General features: G+C 40.7%; 17 protein-coding genes and 4 pseudogenes. 16 read left to right on the top strand and 5 right to left on the bottom strand.

Features of this window, described 5'->3' with window-relative positions; all coding sequences use genetic code 11:
• The first annotated feature begins 62 nt into the window (after positions 1-62).
• The 5 genes from pheT (at position 63) to rpsI (ending at position 5,876) form a co-directional block, all read left to right on the top strand.
• Positions 63-2,468: a phenylalanine--tRNA ligase subunit beta gene (gene pheT / locus HMPREF9188_RS08985; RefSeq protein WP_009730669.1), complete on the top strand. Its 2,406-nt coding sequence runs from the start codon at positions 63-65 to the stop codon at positions 2,466-2,468.
• 250 nt (positions 2,469-2,718) lie between these two features.
• Positions 2,719-3,612 carry an ABC transporter ATP-binding protein gene (locus HMPREF9188_RS08980; protein WP_009730668.1) on the top strand — a complete coding sequence of 298 codons (894 nt, stop codon included), beginning with the start codon at positions 2,719-2,721 and terminating at the stop codon, positions 3,610-3,612.
• Entirely contained in the window at positions 3,609-4,808 is a 1,200-nt protein-coding gene (locus HMPREF9188_RS08975; RefSeq protein WP_033588941.1) for an ABC transporter permease, read from the top strand. Before HMPREF9188_RS08980 ends, HMPREF9188_RS08975 begins: the two co-directional genes overlap by 4 nt.
• Before the next feature lie 210 nt (positions 4,809-5,018).
• Positions 5,019-5,465, top strand: a complete 447-nt coding sequence (gene rplM / locus HMPREF9188_RS08970; protein WP_002876943.1) for a 50S ribosomal protein L13 — start codon at positions 5,019-5,021, stop codon at positions 5,463-5,465.
• Positions 5,466-5,483: 18 nt separating this feature from the next.
• Positions 5,484-5,876: a 30S ribosomal protein S9 gene (gene rpsI / locus HMPREF9188_RS08965; protein WP_000075969.1), complete on the top strand. Its 393-nt coding sequence runs from the start codon at positions 5,484-5,486 to the stop codon at positions 5,874-5,876.
• A 92-nt stretch (positions 5,877-5,968) separates the two neighbouring features.
• Here rpsI and HMPREF9188_RS08960 read toward each other — a convergent pair.
• Positions 5,969-6,154, bottom strand: a pseudogene (locus HMPREF9188_RS08960) (transposase); the annotation flags it as partial.
• Between the two features lie 265 nt (positions 6,155-6,419).
• On the opposite strand from HMPREF9188_RS08960, the gene HMPREF9188_RS08955 reads away from it, so the two are divergent.
• Both HMPREF9188_RS08955 and HMPREF9188_RS10530 read left to right on the top strand, forming a co-directional pair.
• Entirely contained in the window at positions 6,420-9,194 is a 2,775-nt protein-coding gene (locus HMPREF9188_RS08955; protein ID WP_009730666.1) for a cation-translocating P-type ATPase, read from the top strand.
• Positions 9,195-9,343: 149 nt separating this feature from the next.
• Positions 9,344-10,272: pseudogene (locus HMPREF9188_RS10530) on the top strand (ISL3 family transposase); the annotation flags it as partial.
• A gap of 56 nt (positions 10,273-10,328) precedes the next feature.
• Here HMPREF9188_RS10530 and HMPREF9188_RS08940 read toward each other — a convergent pair.
• Positions 10,329-11,243, bottom strand: a complete 915-nt coding sequence (locus tag HMPREF9188_RS08940; RefSeq protein ID WP_009730663.1) for a LysR family transcriptional regulator — start codon at positions 11,241-11,243, stop codon at positions 10,329-10,331.
• Positions 11,244-11,370: 127 nt separating this feature from the next.
• Positions 11,371-11,721: a helix-turn-helix domain-containing protein gene (locus tag HMPREF9188_RS08935; protein WP_025168989.1), complete on the bottom strand. Its 351-nt coding sequence runs from the start codon at positions 11,719-11,721 to the stop codon at positions 11,371-11,373.
• Between the two features lie 358 nt (positions 11,722-12,079).
• Between HMPREF9188_RS08935 and HMPREF9188_RS08930 the strand changes: the two genes are divergently transcribed.
• The 3 genes and pseudogenes from HMPREF9188_RS08930 to HMPREF9188_RS10730 form a co-directional block, all read left to right on the top strand.
• Positions 12,080-13,705, top strand: a complete 1,626-nt coding sequence (locus tag HMPREF9188_RS08930) for a malolactic enzyme (protein ID WP_009730661.1) — start codon at positions 12,080-12,082, stop codon at positions 13,703-13,705.
• Positions 13,706-13,788: 83 nt separating this feature from the next.
• A complete protein-coding gene (locus HMPREF9188_RS08925; RefSeq protein WP_009730660.1) occupies positions 13,789-14,736 on the top strand; it encodes an AEC family transporter in 948 nt (315 codons plus the stop codon).
• A 94-nt stretch (positions 14,737-14,830) separates the two neighbouring features.
• Positions 14,831-14,938 (top strand): annotated as a pseudogene (locus tag HMPREF9188_RS10730) (30S ribosomal protein S9); the annotation flags it as partial.
• A gap of 107 nt (positions 14,939-15,045) precedes the next feature.
• Here the strand turns inward: HMPREF9188_RS10730 and HMPREF9188_RS10320 are convergent.
• Positions 15,046-15,204: pseudogene (locus tag HMPREF9188_RS10320) on the bottom strand (site-specific integrase); the annotation flags it as partial.
• Positions 15,205-15,345: 141 nt separating this feature from the next.
• Between HMPREF9188_RS10320 and HMPREF9188_RS08920 the strand changes: the two are divergent.
• From HMPREF9188_RS08920 to HMPREF9188_RS08895, 6 genes are all read left to right on the top strand, one after another.
• Positions 15,346-15,858: a GNAT family N-acetyltransferase gene (locus HMPREF9188_RS08920; protein ID WP_009730659.1), complete on the top strand. Its 513-nt coding sequence runs from the start codon at positions 15,346-15,348 to the stop codon at positions 15,856-15,858.
• A gap of 265 nt (positions 15,859-16,123) precedes the next feature.
• Entirely contained in the window at positions 16,124-16,810 is a 687-nt protein-coding gene (locus tag HMPREF9188_RS08915; RefSeq protein ID WP_000284660.1) for a LexA family transcriptional regulator, read from the top strand.
• A 3-nt stretch (positions 16,811-16,813) separates the two neighbouring features.
• On the top strand, positions 16,814-18,229 hold the full coding sequence (locus HMPREF9188_RS08910) for a Y-family DNA polymerase (RefSeq protein ID WP_000540280.1): 1,416 nt from the start codon (positions 16,814-16,816) through the stop codon (positions 18,227-18,229).
• On the top strand, positions 18,226-18,588 hold the full coding sequence (locus HMPREF9188_RS08905) for a hypothetical protein (RefSeq protein WP_009730658.1): 363 nt from the start codon (positions 18,226-18,228) through the stop codon (positions 18,586-18,588). The genes HMPREF9188_RS08910 and HMPREF9188_RS08905 overlap by 4 nt, the downstream gene beginning before the upstream one ends.
• Positions 18,581-18,865: a DUF5960 family protein gene (locus tag HMPREF9188_RS08900; protein WP_009730657.1), complete on the top strand. Its 285-nt coding sequence runs from the start codon at positions 18,581-18,583 to the stop codon at positions 18,863-18,865. Before HMPREF9188_RS08905 ends, HMPREF9188_RS08900 begins: the two co-directional genes overlap by 8 nt.
• 112 nt (positions 18,866-18,977) lie before the next feature.
• The gene (locus HMPREF9188_RS08895; RefSeq protein WP_009730656.1) at positions 18,978-19,766 is read left to right on the top strand and encodes an ADP-ribosylglycohydrolase family protein; all 789 of its coding nucleotides are present in this window, start codon (positions 18,978-18,980) and stop codon (positions 19,764-19,766) included.
• A 144-nt stretch (positions 19,767-19,910) separates the two neighbouring features.
• Here HMPREF9188_RS08895 and HMPREF9188_RS10645 read toward each other — a convergent pair.
• Positions 19,911-20,867: G5 domain-containing protein (locus tag HMPREF9188_RS10645; RefSeq protein ID WP_009730655.1), on the bottom strand; the 957-nt coding region annotated here is incomplete at its 5' end.

The raw sequence follows: 20,867 nt of genomic DNA, 5'->3' as shown, positions 1-20,867 counted from the left end.
CTATTGAAATGATAGGAAAGGAAAAAACTAGAGTGACAACTGTCATTCTGGAAAACTAAATTATGCTTGTATCTTATAAATGGTTAAAAGAATTGGTGGACATTGATGTGCCATCACAAGAGTTGGCTGAAAAAATGTCAACCACAGGAATAGAGGTCGAAGGTGTCGAATCACCGGCTGCCGGTCTCTCAAAAATTGTCGTCGGTGAAGTTTTGTCTTGCGAAGATGTGCCAGAAACTCACCTTCATGTTTGTCAGGTTAACGTTGGCGAAGAAGAAGCCCGTCAAATCGTTTGTGGTGCCCCAAATGTGCGTGCTGGTATCAAGGTCATGGTGGCTCTTCCAGGAGCTCGTATCGCTGACAATTACAAAATCAAAAAAGGGAAAATCCGTGGCTTAGAGTCTCTCGGAATGATTTGCTCACTTGGTGAATTAGGTATTTCTGACTCAGTTGTGCCAAAGGAATTCGCAGATGGTATCCAAATCTTGCCTCAAGATGCTATTCCTGGGGACGAAGTCTTTTCTTACCTAGACTTGGATGATGAAATTATCGAACTTTCAATCACTCCAAACCGTGCAGATGCTCTATCTATGCGTGGAGTAGCGCACGAAGTGGCAGCTATCTATGACAAGGCAGTTAGCTTTAAGGAATTCAGTTTAACAGAAACAAATGAAAGTGCAGCAGATGCTCTTTCTGTAGGGATTGAAACAGATAAGGCGCCATATTATGCGGCCCGTATCTTGGACAATGTGACCATCGCACCAAGTCCACAATGGTTGCAAAACCTTCTTATGAACGAAGGCATCCGTCCGATTAACAATGTGGTCGACGTGACCAACTATATCCTACTCTACTTTGGTCAGCCTATGCATGCCTTTGACTTGGATAACTTTGAAGGGACTGACATCCGTGTGCGTGAAGCGCGTGCTGGTGAAAAGTTGGTGACCTTGGACGGTGAAGAACGTGAGTTGGAAACAAATGACTTAGTGATTACTGTCGCTGACAAACCAGTCGCCCTTGCAGGTGTCATGGGTGGAGAGGCTACAGAAATCTCTGAAAAATCTAGTCGTATTGTGTTAGAAGCTGCTGTTTTCAATGGCACATCCATTCGTAAGACTAGCGGACGCCTTAACCTTCGTTCGGAATCATCTTCTCGTTTTGAAAAAGGGATCAATGTGGCAACAGTCAATGAGGCCTTGGATGCTGCAGCTAGCATGATTGCAGAACTTGCAGGTGCGACGGTGCGTAAGGGCATCGTTTCAGCGGGTGAGCTTGACACTTCAGATGTAGAAGTATCTTCAACTCTTGTCGATGTCAACCGTGTCCTTGGAACAGAACTTTCATACGCTGATGTCGAAGATGTCTTCCGTCGTCTTGGCTTTGGTCTTTCTGGAAATGAAGACAGCTTTACCGTTAGCGTTCCACGTCGTCGTTGGGATATCGCCATTGAAGCGGACCTCTTTGAAGAAATCGCTCGTATCTATGGTTATGACCGTTTGCCAACCAGTCTTCCAAAAGATGATGGTACAGCAGGTGAATTGACTGCAACACAAAAATTGCGTCGCCAAGTTCGTACGATTGCTGAAGGAGTAGGCTTGACAGAAATCATTACCTACGCTCTAACAACTCCTGAAAAAGCAGTTGAGTTCACAGCTCAACCAAGTAACCTTACAGAACTTATGTGGCCAATGACAGTGGATCGCTCCGTTCTCCGCCAAAATATGGTCTCAGGTATCCTTGATACGGTTGCCTACAATGTGGCTCGTAAGAACAAAAACTTGGCTCTTTACGAGATTGGAAAAGTCTTTGAACAAACAGGCAATCCAAAAGAAGACCTACCAAACGAGATCAACAGCTTTGCCTTTGCCTTGACAGGCTTGGTTGCTGAAAAAGACTTCCAAACGGCAGCAGTTCCAGTTGATTTCTTCTATGCTAAGGGAATCCTTGAAACTCTCTTTGCTCGTTTGGGACTCCAAGTAACTTATACAGCAACATCTGAAATCGCTAGCCTTCATCCAGGACGTACAGCCGTAATCTCACTCGGTGACCAAGTTCTTGGTTTCCTTGGCCAAGTGCATCCAGTCACTGCGAAGGCCTACGATATCCCAGAAACTTATGTAGCTGAACTTAACCTTTCAGCCATCGAAGCTGCCCTCCAACCGGCTGCTCCATTTGTGGAAATTACCAAATTCCCAGCTGTTAGTCGTGATATTGCTCTACTTCTCAAGGCAGAAGTCACTCACCAAGAAGTTGTAGACGCTATCCAAGCTGCAGGCGTGAAACGTTTGACAGATATCAAACTCTTTGACGTCTTCTCAGGTGAAAAATTAGGACTTGGTATGAAGTCAATGGCCTATAGCTTGACCTTCCAAAATCCAGAAGATAGTTTAACAGACGAGGAAGTCGAACGCTACATGGAAAAAATCCAAGCATCACTCGAAGAAAAAGTGAATGCAGAAGTACGTTAACTCATCAATCCATCCTTCGGGGTGGATTTTTAGTTTCAAAAGGACAGTTCAGAAGAGAAAAGCAACAGTTGAGAGAGGAATCATCTCAGAAAGCCTTTAATGAGCTATACTTAAGTTATCACTGAACCGCTTAAAAAACTTAGATTTGGTAGATTTTTACTATAAATAATCTCGATAAAAATAGACACAAAACGTTGTAAAGGCTATCAAAAAGGAGTATAATAAGTGCAACATATCTCGGAGGTGGAAAATGTTAGAAGTAAGAAATCTAGAGAAAAGTTTCGGTTCCAAGCAAGTCTTGTTTGGTGTCGATTTTCAGGCAAGTCCAGGAAGGATTCTGGGCTTGGTCGGGAAAAATGGTGCTGGGAAAACAACGATTTTTCACAGTATGTTAAAATTTTTAGAGTATCAAGGAGAAATCAGTCTGGATGGGCAGGAGATTCGTCAGGAAACCTACGCTCGGATTGGCTATCTGCCTGAGGAACGCAGTCTTATGCCCAAGCTGACAGTCTTTGAACAAGTTCGCTACTTGGCGACTCTAAAGGGCATGGATGCCAAGGAAGTCAAGGAAAAACTCCCTCAATGGATGGAAAAATTGGAAGTGAAGGGCAAATTGACCGACAAAATCAAGAGTCTTTCCAAAGGGAATCAGCAGAAGATTCAGTTGATCATCACCTTAATCCATGAACCAGACTTGATTATCCTGGATGAGCCTTTTAGTGGTTTGGATCCAGTCAATACCGAGTTGCTCAAACAGGTCATCTTGAAAGAGAAAGAGCGCGGTGCAATCATTATCTTTTCTGACCATGTCATGACCAACGTTGAGGAACTTTGCGATGATATTCTCATGATTCGAGATGGGCGTGTGGTCTTGCATGGACCAGTTCAGGATGTTCGGAATCAATATGGGAAAACACGTCTCTTTGTTTCAAGTGAACGAAGCAAGGAAGAACTGGAAAGTCTTCCTCATGTCAAACAGGTGAGCTTGACCAAGCAAGGCAGTTGGAAATTAATCCTAGATGATGAGAGCGCTGGAAGGGAACTCTTCCCCATCCTCACTCAAGGTCAATACATCGCGACCTTTGACCAACAAGCTCCAACAATCGATGAAATCTTTAAACTAGAATCAGGGGTGGAAGTATGAGAAATATGTGGGTTGTAATGAAGGAAACCTATCTTCGACATGTCAAGTCGTGGAGTTTCTTCTTCATGGTGATTTCGCCGTTCCTCTTTTTGGCTTTATCTGCAGGAATCGGCTATCTCCAAAATTCTTCGATGGCTAAAAATAGCAAGGTAGCAGTAGTAACAACTGTGCCATCTGTGGAAGATGGGCTCAAGGGTACCAATGGTATCAACTTTGATTATAAGGATGAAGCCAGTGCCCAAGCTGCTATCAAAGATGAGAAAATCAAGGGTTACCTAACCATTGACCAAGAGGACAGCGTCCTCAAGGCTGTCTATCATGGTGAAACTTCTCTTGAAACAGGCATCAAGCTAGCAGTAACCAATAAGCTCAACGAACTGCAATACCAACTCAATCGCTCGGCGGCTAATTTGTCCCAAGAGCAGGAAAAACGCCTGGCTCAAACTGTTGACTTTACTGAGAAGATTGACGAATCCAAAGAAAATAAAAAAATGGTTCAAACCATTGCGGCTGCGGGGCTTGGTTTCTTCCTTTATATGATCTTGATTACCTATGCTAGCGTCACTGCTCAGGAAGTGGCTAGTGAAAAAGGAACCAAAATCATGGAGGTGGTCTTCTCTAGTATTCAAGCTAGCCATTATTTCTACGCTCGCATGCTGGCTCTGCTCCTTGTGATTTTGACCCATATTGGGATTTACGTCGTGGGTGGTCTGGCTGCGATTCTGCTCTTTAAAGACCTACCAATCTTGGCTCAATCTGGTATTTTAAATCATCTAGGAGATGCCTTCTCGCTTAATACCTTATTGTTTGTCTTGGTTAGCCTCTTTATGTACGTAGTTTTGGCAGCCTTCCTAGGTTCTATGGTTTCTCGCCCTGAGGATTCAGGAAAGGCCTTGTCGCCATTGATGATCTTAATTATCGCAGGATTTGTCGGAGTGACTGCTCTAGGTGCTACGGGGGACAATTTGGTTTTGAAAATTGGCTCCTACATTCCCTTCATTTCGACCTTCTTTATGCCATTTAGAGCTATAAATGGGTATGCAAGTGGTCTAGAAGCTTGGATTTCGCTTGCCATAACGGTTGTTTTTGCAGTAACTGCGACAGCCTTTATCGGACGCATGTATGCTAGTCTAGTCCTTCAAACGGATGATTTGGGAATCTGGAAGACCTTTAAACGCGCCTTAGCTTATAAATAGGAGAGCCTCGCAAAAGCGAGGTTTTTCTAGATGTTAAACACTGAAATCGGCAAAAATATTTTTCATATCTATTGACTTTTAGTAGTAAAATTTGGTATGATAGTAGACGGTATTGTTTACCCCATTTGTAAGGCCCCGGAACCTTTCAAATACCCCGCGGACCGGAACATCCGCCCAGTAAACAAAAACGATATTCATATAGGAGAAATCATGAACAAAACTACATTCATGGCTAAACCAGGCCAAGTAGAACGCAAATGGTACGTTGTTGACGCAACTGATGTACCTCTTGGACGCCTTTCAGCAGTTGTTGCTAGCGTACTTCGCGGAAAAAACAAACCAACATTCACACCACACACTGATACAGGTGACTTCGTAATCGTTATCAATGCTGAAAAAGTTAAATTGACTGGTAAAAAAGCAACTGATAAGATCTACTACACTCACTCAAACCACCCAGGTGGATTAAAATCAATCTCTGCTGGTGAACTTCGTTCTAAAAATGCAGTACGTTTGATCGAAAAATCAGTTAAAGGTATGCTTCCACACAATACTCTTGGCCGCGCTCAAGGTATGAAATTGAAAGTATTCGTTGGAGCTGAGCACACTCACGCTGCACAACAACCAGAAGTTCTTGATATTTCAGGACTTATCTAAGGAAAGGAACAATAAAGTATGTCACAAGCACAATATGCAGGTACTGGACGTCGTAAAAACGCTGTTGCACGCGTTCGCCTTGTTCCAGGAACTGGTAAAATCACTGTTAACAAAAAAGATGTTGAAGAGTACATCCCACACGCTGACCTTCGTCTTGTTATCAACCAACCATTCGCAGTTACTTCAACTGTAGGTTCATACGATGTTTTCGTTAACGTTGTAGGTGGTGGATACGCTGGTCAAGCAGGAGCTATCCGTCACGGTATCGCTCGTGCCCTTCTTCAAGTAGACCCAGACTTCCGCGATTCATTGAAACGCGCAGGACTTCTTACACGTGACTCACGTAAAGTTGAACGTAAGAAACCAGGTCTTAAGAAAGCTCGTAAAGCATCTCAATTTAGTAAACGTTAAAACTTATTTACACTTATTGAAAGCATTTCGTATCAAAAATACGGGATGCTTTTTCTGTTCATCCCAAATATTTGAACCTTGAATTTCCGTTAATACGTTCCGTTACGACTGTTGGCTTTAAAATAATTAGCTTTATCGTAAGGCTCATACCCTAAAAAGGCTGATAACTCTGCTTGAAGCAGATCGTTCATAACTGTTTCAAGGAATGAACGAAAAAATTCATCAATATCTTGCTTTTGGGCTAAGAAGTTAAGTAGTTTTGTAGTAAACTGTGTCATAGGAATAAACCTCGTTCCAGTAATGTTTCGTAACTCTACTATAACGGATTTCTTCCTGTTTGTGTTTACACGGCTTATTTTACACTACCAAAAGAACTTTAGCTATTGGGTATACAAGCTAAAGTTCTCGGCTCTATAATTTCTGTAGTGGGTAAAGCCACCATAGGAATTATAGAGCCTTTTCTTTCAACATTTTCTGAAAAAGGAGTATAATGAGGGTGTAAATATGAAATCGCTTTAATGATTTAGAATCGAGGAAAGGATTATGAGTGATTCTAGACAGAAGGGGACTACATTAGGAACCCGTGCCCCTGATCAGGTTTATCAAGTGTTGCAAACAAGTCCTCAAGGGTTAAACTCACAAGAAGTAAAAAAGAGGCAAGCAACTTATGGTCCTAACCAGTTGAAAGAAAGTAAGAAAGAACCTATTTGGTTGACCTTTGTCAAACATTTTACCAGTCTCATGGCCCTCTTATTGTGGGTTGGTGGCTTTATTGCTGTGATTTCCCATAGCTTGGAGTTGGGAATTGCGATTTGGCTGGTCAATATCATTAATGGTCTCTTTAGTTTTATTCAAGAATATAAGGCTAGTCAAGCCACGGCAGCACTGAATAAGCTTCTTCCATCCTATACCCGAGTTCTTCGTGATGGAAAGGAAGATAAAATCCTTGCACAGGACTTGGTGCCAGGTGATTTGGTTTTCATTGAAGAAGGTGACCGTATTTCTGCAGATGGACGTTTGGTTGCTGTGACAGACTTGCAAGTAAATCAGTCTGCCCTCACTGGTGAGTCTAATCCCATTTATAAATCAGACCAAGCAGATTTGACTCCTGATAAGACTAAATTGGAATATGACAATATGGTGTTTGCAGGGACCACAGTTTCCTCTGGGTCAGGACATTTTATAGTATCTGCCATCGGTATGGAAACTGAGTTTGGACAAATTGCAGACTTGACGCAAAACCTAGCTCAGGAAAAGAGCCCACTGCAAAAGGAACTAGACCATTTGACAAAACAGATTTCGGTTATCGCAGTATCTGTAGGTCTCTTCTTTATGATTGCAGCAACACTATTTGTCCATCAGCCTCTTTCTCAAGCTTTCATCTTTGCCTTGGGAATGATTGTTGCCTTTATCCCTGAGGGGTTACTTCCTACAGTTACCCTCTCTCTAGCTATGGCTGTACAACGCATGGCTAAAGAACATGCTTTAGTGAAGAAATTATCTTCTGTTGAGACTCTTGGAGCAACCTCTGTTATTTGCTCAGATAAAACAGGGACCCTAACTCAAAATGCCATGACAGTTAATCATTTATGGACCTTGTCGGGTAATTATGAGGTGACTGGGCTAGGTTATGCACCAGAAGGGCATATTGAGAAGGATGGTGACCCTGTTTCTCTGAAGGGAAATGATCTCCTGAATCGTTTGGTTCGCTTTTCTCACTTGGCTAGTAATGCTCAAGTGGTTGCGCCAAGTGCTGACAATCCCGATTATACGGTCTTGGGAGACCCGACTGAAGCTTGTCTTAATGTTCTTGCAGAAAAAGCAGGTATTGATTTAAATGACAACCACAACTGGGCTCCTCGTATCAAAGAAATTCCCTTTGATTCGGATCGTAAACGAATGACAACGGTACATAGTCTCGAAAAAAGTCTGGATGGCAGTCACCATATTTCCATCACTAAGGGTGCACCTAAAGAAGTGATGGAACTTTGCTCAGACTATTATGATGGTCAAGGAGCAATCAAATCTATGACTGCTACAGAACGTCAAGCAATTCTTGCTGCTAACGATCAATTTGCTCGTGACGGCTTACGTGTTTTAGCTGTTGCTTATCGTCCTTTGGAAAGCGAAGATATTAGAGAAGACAAGTGGGATATGCGGACCCTCGAAGAAGATATGGTCTTTGTGGGACTTGTTGCCATGAGTGACCCTCCACGTCAAGGTGTACGTGAAGCAATTGAGCAATGTCACCGTGCCAGTATTCGCATTATCATGCTCACAGGTGACTATGGTTTGACAGCTCTTAGTATTGCCAAGAAAATTGGAATTGTAAAAGGTAACAATGCACGAGTGATATCAGGGCTTGAACTGGCAGATATGACCGACGAAGAGCTCAAAGTAGCTCTTAAAGGCGAGATTGTTTTTGCTCGTGTGGCTCCTGAACAAAAATATCGTGTAGTCAATGCACTTCAGGAACTTGGTGAAGTTGTCGCTGTTACTGGTGATGGTGTTAATGATGCCCCTGCTCTTAAAAAGGCTGATATCGGTGTAGCTATGGGGGTATCTGGAACCGACGTAGCCAAGGAATCTGCTGATATGATTTTAACGGATGACCACTTTGCTTCTATTGTCCATGCTGTTGAAGAAGGACGTGCCGTTTATCGAAATATTCAAAGATTCCTTACCTATATTTTTAATTCCAATACTCCTGAAGCTGTACCCTCTACTTTCTTCTTGTTCTCTTTGGGGCGCATTCCTCTTCCCTTAACAGTTATGCAAATCCTAGCGATTGACCTTGGAACAGATATGATGCCCGCTTTGGGATTGGGGGTTGAGCCACCAGAAGAAGGCATTATGGACAGGCCACCAAGACGCCTATCAGATCGTTTGTTAAATCGGCAATTATTATTAAAAGCCTTTGCTTGGTATGGTATGATTGAGTCTGTTTTGGCTATGGGTGCCTTCTTCCTTAATTATTGGGTTAATCAAGGACATCTGAATCATCTAGCTAGTTCAGGACCTCTTTATCGAGAGGCAACAACCATGACTTTGGGAGCTATCATCTTCACGCAGATTGGTATGGCTATGAATAGTCGCAAAGGTAGAGGATCTATTTTCAAAATCAAACCATTTGCAAATAAGATTATTAGTCTGGGGATTATCTTAGAAATCATTCTCTTTATTATCCTGTCCTATGTACCTCTTTTCCACACTCTCTTTAATACAGCTCCGATTGGTTTTGATGATTGGCTCTATTTGCTCGTCTGTCCATTTATCATTATGGCTCTAGAGGAAATAAGGCACCGACTATTTGATTAAGAGTAAGCCGATGGCTTACTTTTTAGGCTCTATAATATTTGTAGTGGGTAAATCCCCTATGGATATTATAGAGCCTATTTTATTGTAGAAAAAAAGTCTCATAAGACATATAATGAAAAGAGACTAAACAACTCATTAGAAAGAATCATATGGAACAATTACATTTTATCACAAAACTACTCGATATCAAAGACCCTAATATCCAAATTATAGACATCATCAATAAGGATACCCACAAGGAAATCATCGCTAAATTGGATTATGATGCTCCACTTTGTCCTGATTGCGGAAGCCAAATGAAGAAATATGACTTTCAAAAACCTTCTAAAATCCCTTACCTTGAAACGACTGGTATGCCTACTAGAATTCTCCTTAAAAAACGCCGTTTTAAGTGCTATCAGTGCTCTAAAATGATGGTCACTGAGACTCCTATAGTCAAGAAAAATCTCCAAATTTCCCGTATCATCAACCAAAAGATTGCTCAAAAGTTGATTGAAAAGACTTCTATGACCGATATTGCCCATCAGCTGTCCATTTCAACTTCAACTGTCATTTGAAAGCTCAATGACTTTCACTTTAAGCATGATTTTTCGCATCTTCCTGAGATTATATCATGGGATGTTGAAACAGTTAGGGAAGTGACTGTTTTAATCGGGAGATGAAGATGAGTTTCATTGCGCAAGATTTTGAAAAGCTCGATATCATCACTGTTCTTGAAGGAAGAACACAAGCTGTCATCCGAAATCACTTTCTTCGCTACAATCGAGCTGTTCGTTGTCAGGTGAAAATCATTACTATGGATATGTTTAGTCCCTACTATGAATTAGCTAAACAGCTTTTTCCATGTGCTAAAATCGTTCTCGATCGTTTTCACCCTTCGTTATTATATTTCTGAACTCAGGCTAAAACAGTCCACTGGACTGTTTTACTCCAACACTTAAACCGTGCTATGAGTCGTGTGCGTGTCCAAATCATGAATCAGTTTGAGCGAAAATCTCATGAATATAAAGCCATCAAACATTACCGGAAGCTCATTCAACAGGATAGCCGTAAATTGAGTGATAAGCGATTTTATCGCTCTAAACATCAAAAAAGAAAGGACGAATTTCGTCCTTTCTCGAGCTTAGCTTTTCTTCAATCTACTACAGTTGACAAAGAGCCAAGTTCTTTTGGTTTGTATAGTTTAATAAAATTAAATAAATCCTCTACTTCTGATGACAGTGTAGCTGATTTGAGATAAGCGTAATAAACTGTAAATGTTATCTGGTCCTCCGGTATTAGAGGGATTTTTATTAAATCATCATCTTTATCAGAAAGTGCGATATCAGCCAGTAAACTAACGCCAATCCCTTTCTTTAAAAGTTCTTTAATGATGACAATGTCGTCACTCTTGAAGAATATTTCTGCCTTGTTTTGATGCTTTTGATTAAGTAGTTCAAAAGCTTTCAGGTGAACAAAGTGTTCGTCTAAAAGTATAAAGGATTGATCTACTAAATCTTCAAAAGTGAGGGAAAGAGCAGTAGCAAGAGGATGGTTCTTAGATAAAACAACATACAGTTCTTTATGAAAGAGTTCATGTGTCTCTATTGAAGGATGATTGAGTGGTTCAATCAATCCGAGTAAGCTCGCATCTAGTTCTCCCTTAAGGAGAAGATTTAATAATTCTACGGATCCACCACGAATAGGACGTACCTTTTTTAAAAAATCAAATTCAGTTTCTTTATTTAAGACAGAGAAAAGATACTGAATGATAATAGGAGGGAATCCTACAGTAGAGCAATGCGCCAAAGAGCGATTAATTTCTTTGCGAGTAGAAATGACCTCAGGTAAAATTAGTTCTGTATGCTTCAGAAGGATTTGTCCTTGATTAGTTAGTTTAAAGGAGCGATGTGAAGGATCATGGTGAATCAATTTGCAATTAAAAGATTCCTCTAAGCGCTTAATGGCATAAGAAATAGATGGTTGGCTGACTTTGTGTTGTTTTGCTACTTCCTTATAGGATTGAAGCTGGCAGAGGTCATAAAAATATTGTAGATCTTTTAAATTCATATAGGCTCACTTTCATTAGTTGGAGAAGGAAAATAAGTGGAAATCACCAGATAAATACTTTTTATCCGTATCCTACAATTTGACTATACGAGTATTCACCGGTTAAAATGTAAGTGAGTCAGGGATATCAAAGGTTATCTAAGATACTTTCAAAAATGACTAACATCTTTTCTCGTTTATCAATAGGGAGCTGTTTAATCTTCATGTTGATTCTTTTGAGTGAAAGATTGTCGGTCTTATCAGAGGTTGATTCAAGGCTATCAAAATTGAAAAATTCTTCTGGGGTCATCTCTAGGGCGACAATCACTTTTTCAAGACTGTGAATGGTCAGATTCACATTTTGGTTTTCAAGTTGATTGATATACTTAAGCCCGAGCCCCGCTTGTTCCGAAAGTTCTTCCTGGCTCATTTTTTTCTGTGTTCGAAAATATTTCACTTTTTGGGAAATATATTGTTGTAAATAGTTTTTATTCGTCATATAAATAGAATACAAGTTTTGCATGACAAAAAAACACCCTAAAAAATACAAAGTATTATATAACAAACTTATATGATATTTATTTTAATTCGGATTGCCAATTTGTATGATTAGTTTCTTTTACTCGAAGCTTTTAGTAAAGAGTGATCATCGAGAGTTTTATGAGTTCAGAACCTTATAAAATATAACAACTTAAAGTGCCATTAACAGTGGTGTTTTAAGTATAAAGAGCTTATTAGAAAATTGTCTTCGTAGACTCATTATAACATATGCGTACACGATTGTATTTTTTAAAAAACAAAGTTTTCTAAATAATTCGTTTTAAGTGGTATAATAGAAGTAAAAAGGAGGTTGCACTATGACTGCACATGATATTTTAAACAACCCTTTCCTCAATAAAGGTACTGCCTTTACCTTAGAGGAGCGGAAGGAACTAGGTCTTATTGGTTTACTGCCACCGTATGTTCAAACGATTGAAGAACAAGCGGCGCAAACTTATGCACAAATGCAAACAAAAGCCAATGATTTGGAAAAGCGTCTTTTCCTAATGGAAATTTTTAACACGAACCGGACTCTTTTCTATTACCTCTTTTCTCAACATTTGGAGGAATTCAATCCAATTGTATATGATCCAACTATTGCAGATACCATTGAAGGCTATAGTGACCTCTTTGTAGATCCACAATATGCGGGATATCTTGATATCAATCATCCTGAAAATATTGAAGCCACTTTGAAAAATGCTGCTGGGAATCGCGAGATTCGTCTCATTGTTGTAACAGATGCAGAAGGAATCCTTGGAATCGGTGACTGGGGAACAAATGGTGTCGATATTTCTGTTGGGAAATTGATGGTCTATACTGGCGCTGCTGGAATCGATCCTTCTATGGTCCTTCCTTTAGTCATTGACGCAGGGACTAACCGTGAAGAACTTCGGAACAATCCTAATTACTTGGGAAATCGTCACGAACGGGTCCGCGGAGAACGTTACTACGACTTCATTGACCAATTTGTTCAAACAGCAGAACGTCTCTTTCCTAAACTCTACCTTCACTGGGAAGACTTCGGTCGCTTAAATGCTGCTAATATTCTTGAAAAATATCGGAAACAAATCCCAACCTTTAACGATGATATTCAAGGTACAGGAATCGTTACCTTGGGTGGTATCTTTGGTTCACTAGATATTAGTGGTGAAAAATTAACAGATCAAGTTTATCTCTGCTATGGTGGTGGTACTGCGGGTGCAGGAATTGCCTCTCGTGTTCTTCGCGAAATGGTGAGTGAAGGTCTTTCTGAAGAAGAAGCCTATAAACGTTTCTTTATGGTTGATAAACAAGGTCTTCTCTTTGATGACATGGATGACCTAACTCCTGAACAAAAACCGTTTGCTAAGAAACGTGCTGACTTTAGCAACGCAGACAAGTTGACTGATCTGCTTGAAGTAGTGAAGACTGTGAAGCCAACCATTCTTGTAGGAACTTCAACTCAGCCAAATACCTTCACTAAAGAAATTGTAGAAGCTATGTGTGAAAACACTGAACGTCCAATGATTTTCCCATTATCAAATCCAACCAAGCTAGCCGAAGCTAGTGCCAAAGATTTGATTGAATGGTCAGATGGTAAGGCTTTTGTCGCAACAGGAATTCCTGCTGATACGGTTTCTTATAAAGGTGTAGACTATGTGATTGGTCAAGCAAATAATGCATTGATTTACCCAGGTCTTGGTCTAGGTATGCTGGCTTCTGAAGCAAGTCTTTTGACAGATGAAATGATTGGAGCAGCGGCTCATTCATTGAGTGGTATTATCAATCCAGGTCAACCAGGAGCTCCTGTCTTGCCACCATTCAAGTATGTAGCAGATGTTTCTGTTAAAGTAGCAGAAGCAGTCGCTAAAAAAGCGCAAGAACAAGGTCTTGCACGTGCTAAAGAAACTGATATGGCTAAAGCAGTTCGTGATTTGAAATGGTATCCAACCTATAAATAAGTAAATGGAAATGGGGTGTACGAGTGTGACTGGATGCTTCGTACACCTCCTAATATATGCTAGATCATATAGAAAGGGAGACTATGGATATCTTTTTAACTTCAATTCAGAGTATTGTACCTATTATCGTCATTATCATTCTAGGTTACTTCTTACAAGTTCGTGGTTGGTTTCAAGAGAGTTTTGGAAATGATTTATCTAAACTCATTATGAATGTGGCCATGCCAGTGGCAATTTTTACCTCTGTTCTTAAATATTTAACTTTAGATAAATTGATTAGCCTGTCTAGCGGTTTATTGTATACGTTTATCGCCTTCATTCTCGGTTACCTAATAGCTTTTATAGCGGTGAAACTTTTTAAAGTGAGCCCAGGCCGTCAAGGAACTATGATTAATACCTTTGTTAATGCCAATACCATTTTTATTGGTTTGCCTTTAAACATAGCTCTGTTTGGAAATCAAGCCCTTCCCTACTTCTTGGTGTATTATATTACAAATACGGTATCTACTTGGACATTAGGTGTCTATCTAATGACCTCGGGTAGCAAAGAAGGGGCTTCAAAGCAAGCTCAAAAATTCAATTGGAAGAAGCTCTTACCAGCACCTTTATTGGGATTTCTCGTAGCCCTCGTATTTTTAGTGCTCCGTCTTCCTGTCCCAAGTTTTGCGGAAAGTACCTTGACTTATATTGGTAGTTTAACAACGCCATTATCTCTTGTCTATATCGGTATTGTTCTTGCAAAGGCAGGCTTGAATACGATTGCTTTTGATAAAGATACAATTGTCACTTTGGTTGGACGCTTTATCCTAGCTCCTCTGATCATGCTTCTTGTATTGAAGTTCTTTGCCCCAAATATGGCACCAGCAGAATTTAAGACCTTTATGATTCAGTCTGCTACACCAGCTCTAGCAGTTCTTCCAATCCTTGCCAATCAAGGAAAAGGAGATGTTGAGTTTTCAACGAATGTGGTGACCCTAAGTACGGTTCTATTTATCGTTGTTATTCCAATATTACAAACTTTGTTAGGATAAGAAGGAAGAGGATAGGATTGAAAGTTCTGCGTTAAGAAATTCCCCTATTTAAAAAATATTGATTCAAATTTTATGAAATAAATAAGTGGTTTTAGTTCTGAAAAGCCTTGATATTACGCTATTTTTAGTCCAAATGAAACTCATACTTTCCAAACCAGGTCTTAAGAAAGCTCGTAAAGCATCTCAATTCTCAAAACGTTAATCAATACGATACTATCAACGTTTCAAAGCACTCAAAAGTTTACCTTATGGGTGCTTTTTTCGTGTTTTTTTTGAAAAGTTTACCTCAAAGTTCACCTTATTTTTACCTTATTGTTTTAGAGACTTTAAAGCAAATTTTCCAACAGCCATTGGAATCACATTAGAAGTGTTAACATAGGTCTTAGTTGTAATCGTATCACTATGGGTTAGCGCTTCAGAAATTTCTTCAAGCGAAACTCCAGCTTGTTTTGCTGGTGTGGCGCTTGAACATTATGCTTATCCATAGTATTTTGTGTTATAATGTAGAAACTATACAGAAAATAAAAGAATCTCTTTAAATTCTGTAAATTTCACTTTGCGTAAACATGAGAAAATTTGAATGTAGATAATGATGGGAGAGGATTTGTAATGATCAGTTTAGAGCTGTTGTCTGAAGAAAATAGTCTAGACGTCTATTCTTTTGAAAAAGAAAATCGAGAGTATTTTGAACGAAATTTACCTCCTAGACCAGCTAACTATTTTGATTTAGAAGGTTTTAAAGAAATTACAAGGGAATTGTTAACGGAACAAAGGAATCGTGCTGTTTACATGCATCTTATTAGAAATTCGCAAGGTGTTATGGTTGGGAGAATCAATTTAAGTGTCTTAGAGAGTGATCGAAATACAGTAGAACTTGGGTATAGGATTGGGGAAAATGTTAACAATTTAGGTTATGCCAGCGAAGCGGTTAAACTCGTTTTAGAAAAAGCCTTCACGACTTATGGTTTCAATAGAATCATTGCAGGAACGGCAACAGGTAATCTAGCCTCTCAGAGGGTGCTTTTAAAAAATGGCTTCACCTTTAGTAGGGTTATAGAAAATGACTTACAAATTCATAATGAGTGGGTTCATACAGCAGTATTTGAGATAAGGAGACCATAATATCATCAATTCCGGTCTATTAACAAGGTTAATGGAGGCATCAATCTTTCCAGACATTTAAGAATTTACTCTTGGATGTCTTTTTTTGTTCAAAATAGATAAGTGTTGCTGTTTAAACTTGATTTTCCCAGTGGACAATCGTCCACTTTTTTTATATAATAAAACTAAACCGAATTGGTTGAGTTTTGAAAGTGTAAGCTCAACCGTCGATTTATCTTTCTAAGGGAGATAATGTTCATTAAAGCATCACACTAGGAGGTGAATCATGTACCAACCAGAAAAACTCAAGGCTCGGAGAAAAGAGTTAAAATTGACACAGAAGGAAATTGCAGAGGAATTAGGGATTAGTTTTCAGGCTTACTCCGCTTGGGAACGCGGGATTAAGGAACCATCCAAGGAGAAGGTTGCTCAGCTGGAGAAGATTTTAAAAGTGGCAAAAGGCTATTTTACTCAGATTGAGATTGTTCGTCTTTACAATAGCCTCTCCAAGCAAGGGAAGGACAAGGTTGTGCTCTATGCTCGCAACCTGGCTAAAGAAGAACAAACTCAGAAAGTGACGACCATGCCAGAGCGCCTCTATGAGTATCACGTCTATGAACGCATGTCAGCAGGGATCGGGGCTTCGGTCTATGATGATCAGAATTTTGATACGGTCTACTTTAACGAGGAGTTGGCCCATGATTTTGCATCTTGGGTATCTGGGGACTCTATGGAACCTAAATATCAAAATGGTTCGGTGGCTCTGATTCGGGAAACAGGATTTGATTATGATGGGGCGGTTTATGCAGTGGTCTGCAACAACCAGACCTATATCAAACGGGTTTATCGGGAGGAAGATGGCTTGCGTCTGGTATCGATCAATCCCAAATACAAGGATATTTTCATCTCCTATGAGGATGATCCTCGGATTGTAGGGATTATCGTTGGGAATTTTGTGCCGATGGAGGGTTAGTCTATGGGCTACTTTGATTATTCCAGAGAGCCCAAGAGTGATATTGCTTTTGTCGATATGAAATCTTTTTATGCCAGTGTCGAGTGTGTGAAAAGGGGCTTGCATCCGCTGAAGACTTCGCTTTGTGTCATGAGTCGCGCGGATAATTCAACTGGCCTTATCCTAGCCTCCTCTCCCATGTTTAAGAAGATTTTTGGCAAGTCCAATGTTGGTCGGGCCTATGATCTGCCCTTTGATATCAAGACCCGCAAATTTTCCTACTATAACGCCAGAAAGCAGGGGTTGCCTACAGATTCAGACTATGTGCGCTATATTGAAGATTGGGCTCAAGTCACCTTGATTGTCCCTCCTCGGATGGACGAGTATATCGCAGTCAATATGGAAATCCAGCGAATCTTTCAAAACTATGGGAGTCCAGAGGATATTTATCCTTACTCTATCGATGAGGGCTTTATTGACCTGACTAGTTCGCTCAACTATTTCATCCCAGACAAGAATCTCTCTCGCAAAGACAAGCTAGATATGCTTTCTGCTCGTATCCAGAGGGATATTTGGAGGCAGACAGGGATCTACTCTACGGTGGGTATGTCCAATGCCAATCCCTTACTGGCCAAGTTGGCACTGGATAATGAGGCCAAGCACACCCCGACCATGAGGGCTAACTGGTCTTACCAAGACGTGGAAGAGAAGGTTTGGGCCATTCCCAAGATGACGGACTTTTGGGGGATTGGCAGGCGGATGGAGAAACGCTTGCATGCTCTGGGGATTTTTTCCATCAGAGAATTAGCTACAAGCAACCCAGACCAGCTACAGAAAGCTCTCGGTCAGGCTGGCCTGCGTTTGTGGTTTCATGCTAATGGGATTGATGAGAGCAATGTTCACATGCCCTATAAAGCCAAGTCTCAGGGATTAGGAAATTCTCAAATCTTGCCGAGAGACTACGTGAAGCTACGGGATATCGAAATTATTCTCCGAGAAATGGCGGAGCAGGTGGCTATTAGACTGAGAAGGGCGGGAAAGAAAACAACCCTTGTCTCTCTCTATGTTGGTTTCTCTAAACAGGAGGTCAGGCCGTCTATTCATACACAAATGAAGGTCGAACCGACCAATAATACAGCTGTCTTAACGGATTATGTTTTGAAGCTATTTCATAGCAAATACACTTCTGGAGCGGTCAGAAGTGTCGGAGTCAACTATTCAGGATTTGTGGATGAGTCCTTTGGCTTGATCTCCCTCTTTGATGATGTTGACAAGTTAGAAAAAGAAGAAAGGCTCCAGACGGCTATTGATGCCATTCGGGAACAATTTGGTTTTACCTCTCTCTTAAAGGCCAATGCACTGGAAGAAGCCTCTAGGAGTCTTGCCAGAAGCAAGCTGATTGGTGGGCATTCTGCTGGAGGATTAGATGGATTACAATGATTGATCGTTCTTATTTACCTTTTCAATCTGCGCGAGACTATCAAGATCCAGGGATGCAGAAGTGGATGGGCTTTTTCCTCTCAGAGCATACTAGCTCGCTTGGTGAAGAAAAAAATCGTGTTGATTTTTCGACGAATTTGAATTTAGTTGAGAAGCTACGCTTGCTTTCTCAGCTTTATGTTGGTCAATTAAAGGGATGTTTTGTTGTCAAGGAAAGAAAGCAAAAAATGACGATCATCGGTAAGGTGAGCGAATTATCACCTCAAACTCTATCTATTAGGACAAATGAGGGATATAGGCTGGTAGAGATTGTAGATGTCCTCGAAATTCGATTGTGGGAGGAGGAAGTTTATGACTAGAAAAGAGCTGTATGAAAACAAACTACAGATGGATTATTTTTCAGATAGTTACATCCGCTTTGAAGAGGATTTCCAAAAATACTCTGCCATGAATGTTCCCTTGACTTTTTTGATCGATGATATCCTACGAACCATGGCAATGAATCAGAAGAACTACTTCGTCTTGAACAAGGAAAATGCCAAGGATGGGCGGGAGCATCGCTTTTATTTTAGGCTAGTGACAGAAAAAGAGTGCCCCAGAAATCGAACCTATGCCTATATGGGACTGCAAGCATAGAGCCTGTCCAAGTCTCTGAAAAATGTCTAAATATGCTATAATAAAATAAATTTCAAAAGAATTTAATTGATTCTATTTTCATAAGAGTAGAGAATATTGCAGGAGGTAAATCATGCTAGGAGCGGTTATTGGAGATATTGTTGGTTCTCGATTCGAGGCGGATAATCATAAAAGCAAAGAGTTTGATTTGTTCACCCAGAATTCTTGCCCGACCGATGATAGTATTATGACTTTGGCGGTTGCTAAAGCCATATTGGCCAGTAAGGAAGACTGGAGTCAACTGTCAAAAAATTCTGTCAAGTATATGCAGAAAGTCGGCCGTCATTATCCCGATTGTGGTTATGGAGGTCACTTTTTCCATTGGATTTTTTCTGAGGATCCTCAATCCTATGGTAGTTATGGTAATGGCGCCGCTATGCGCATTAGTGCTGTCGGTTTTGCGGCAGAAAGTATAGAGCAAGCCAAGTCTTTGTCACAAGCGGTTACAGCAGTGACTCATAATCATCCTGAGGGCATAAAGGGAGCTGAAGCGACGGCTGTAGCAATTTTCTTGGCACGAAATGGTGCTAGTATGGATGAAATCAGGGACCATATTGATAAGAATTACTATCCTATGGACTTTACTCTGGACGACATCAGAGAGGATTACACTTTTGACGTGACTTGTCAGGGCTCTGTTCCCCAGGCCTTAGAGGCCTTCTTTGAGTCTGAAAATTTCGAGGATGCTATCCGAAATGCGATTTCCATCGGAGGAGATAGCGATACTATCGCTGCTATCTGTGGAGGGATCGCTGAAGCTTACTATGGCATTCCTGAAGACATTAGACAAGAGGCTTTGACTTTTTTAGATGACCGTTTGCTTGAAATCGTAGTTGACTTTGAAAATACCTATCCTCAATGATAACCTTAGTTTAGAATTTTATACTAAAACATCCATATAAATTTGTGGATGTTTTTTAATTTTACAGATAGAAAAAGAGAAGACCAAATGGTCTTCTCAACGGGGGAACTGAAATAATGGAAAAGAATCAATCAAAGAGGGTTATTAGTCTTTGAAATTCTTTTGGAAGATGAGGAGAGACAAGATAGAAGTAATGGTCGCCAAGAAGAGGAAGGCAGTTGCTTCTTGTTCCCCAGTTGCAGGGAGTAGTCTTTCCTTGTCTTCTTTGACTGTAGCTGTAACAGGAGCTTTTTCATCTTTTGCTGATGAATTATCTATTACGGCTGGAGCCGGTTTTTCAGTCTCTCTTGGTAGAACATACTCAGGAAGAGTCACAACTGGTGGCGCTTCTGTACCAACTGAGCTTTGTTTGCTACCTACCTCAATCACTCGATCTTGAGCTGGAGTTGCTTCTGTTTGGAGAACCTTGCGATTGTCACCGTCCACTTCAACATACTCAACTAAAAGACCGTCTTTTCCTTCTGATAGAACTTGCTCTTTTCCTTTGTCTAATTGTGGGTTTTCGCGACGAATAGTCTTGAACGGTACTACCTTATTGACGATTTCCAAGCTTGGAAGTGTAAAGACAAGGTCTTTAACCCCTTCCTCAGGACTTGAAGAAGTGATTGGTTTCTCAGGTTGAACTGGAGTTTCCGGTTGCGTCGGTTTCTCAGGCTGAGCTGGCTTTTCCGGTTGAGCAGGTTTTTCAGGCTCAGCAGGTTTCTCAGGCTGAGCAGGTTTCTCAGGTTCAGCAGGTTTCTCAGGTTGAACTGGTTTTTCAGGCTGAACTGGAGTTTCCGGTTGCGCTGGGGTTTCAGGTTGTGCTGGTTTCTCAGGCTCAGCAGGTTTTTCAGGTTGCGCCGGTTTTTCAGGCTGAACTGGAGTTTCCGGTTGCGCCGGTTTTTCCGGTTGAACTGGAGTTTCCGGTTGAGCTGGTTTCTCAGGTTGAGCTGGAGTTTCCGGTTGCGCCGGTTTTTCAGACTGAGCTGCTTGGAGCTTGCTGATTTGTTCGAGAGCAGTTTCTAGCGCTTGATTGACTGCTTCCTGAGTTTTAGCTTCTTG

Source organism: Streptococcus sp. F0441 (assembly GCF_000314775.2).
In the GTDB taxonomy this organism is placed as follows: Bacteria; Bacillota; Bacilli; order Lactobacillales; family Streptococcaceae; genus Streptococcus.
This window is presented reverse-complemented; position numbering and strand designations above follow the sequence as displayed.

Coding starts and splice junctions, on each gene's coding strand:
- HMPREF9188_RS08955 (WP_009730666.1), top strand. CDS start 6,420: ATGAGTGATTCTAGACAGAAGGGGACTACATTAGGAACCCGTGCCCCT.
- HMPREF9188_RS08975 (WP_033588941.1), top strand. CDS start 3,609: ATGAGAAATATGTGGGTTGTAATGAAGGAAACCTATCTTCGACATGTC.
- HMPREF9188_RS08900 (WP_009730657.1), top strand. CDS start 18,581: ATGACTAGAAAAGAGCTGTATGAAAACAAACTACAGATGGATTATTTT.
- HMPREF9188_RS08925 (WP_009730660.1), top strand. CDS start 13,789: ATGGATATCTTTTTAACTTCAATTCAGAGTATTGTACCTATTATCGTC.
- HMPREF9188_RS08895 (WP_009730656.1), top strand. CDS start 18,978: ATGCTAGGAGCGGTTATTGGAGATATTGTTGGTTCTCGATTCGAGGCG.
- rplM (WP_002876943.1), top strand. CDS start 5,019: ATGAACAAAACTACATTCATGGCTAAACCAGGCCAAGTAGAACGCAAA.
- HMPREF9188_RS08920 (WP_009730659.1), top strand. CDS start 15,346: ATGATCAGTTTAGAGCTGTTGTCTGAAGAAAATAGTCTAGACGTCTAT.
- HMPREF9188_RS08935 (WP_025168989.1), bottom strand. CDS start 11,721: ATGACGAATAAAAACTATTTACAACAATATATTTCCCAAAAAGTGAAA.
- HMPREF9188_RS08915 (WP_000284660.1), top strand. CDS start 16,124: ATGTACCAACCAGAAAAACTCAAGGCTCGGAGAAAAGAGTTAAAATTG.
- HMPREF9188_RS08980 (WP_009730668.1), top strand. CDS start 2,719: ATGTTAGAAGTAAGAAATCTAGAGAAAAGTTTCGGTTCCAAGCAAGTC.
- HMPREF9188_RS08930 (WP_009730661.1), top strand. CDS start 12,080: ATGACTGCACATGATATTTTAAACAACCCTTTCCTCAATAAAGGTACT.
- HMPREF9188_RS08940 (WP_009730663.1), bottom strand. CDS start 11,243: ATGAATTTAAAAGATCTACAATATTTTTATGACCTCTGCCAGCTTCAA.
- HMPREF9188_RS08905 (WP_009730658.1), top strand. CDS start 18,226: ATGATTGATCGTTCTTATTTACCTTTTCAATCTGCGCGAGACTATCAA.
- rpsI (WP_000075969.1), top strand. CDS start 5,484: ATGTCACAAGCACAATATGCAGGTACTGGACGTCGTAAAAACGCTGTT.
- HMPREF9188_RS08910 (WP_000540280.1), top strand. CDS start 16,814: ATGGGCTACTTTGATTATTCCAGAGAGCCCAAGAGTGATATTGCTTTT.
- pheT (WP_009730669.1), top strand. CDS start 63: ATGCTTGTATCTTATAAATGGTTAAAAGAATTGGTGGACATTGATGTG.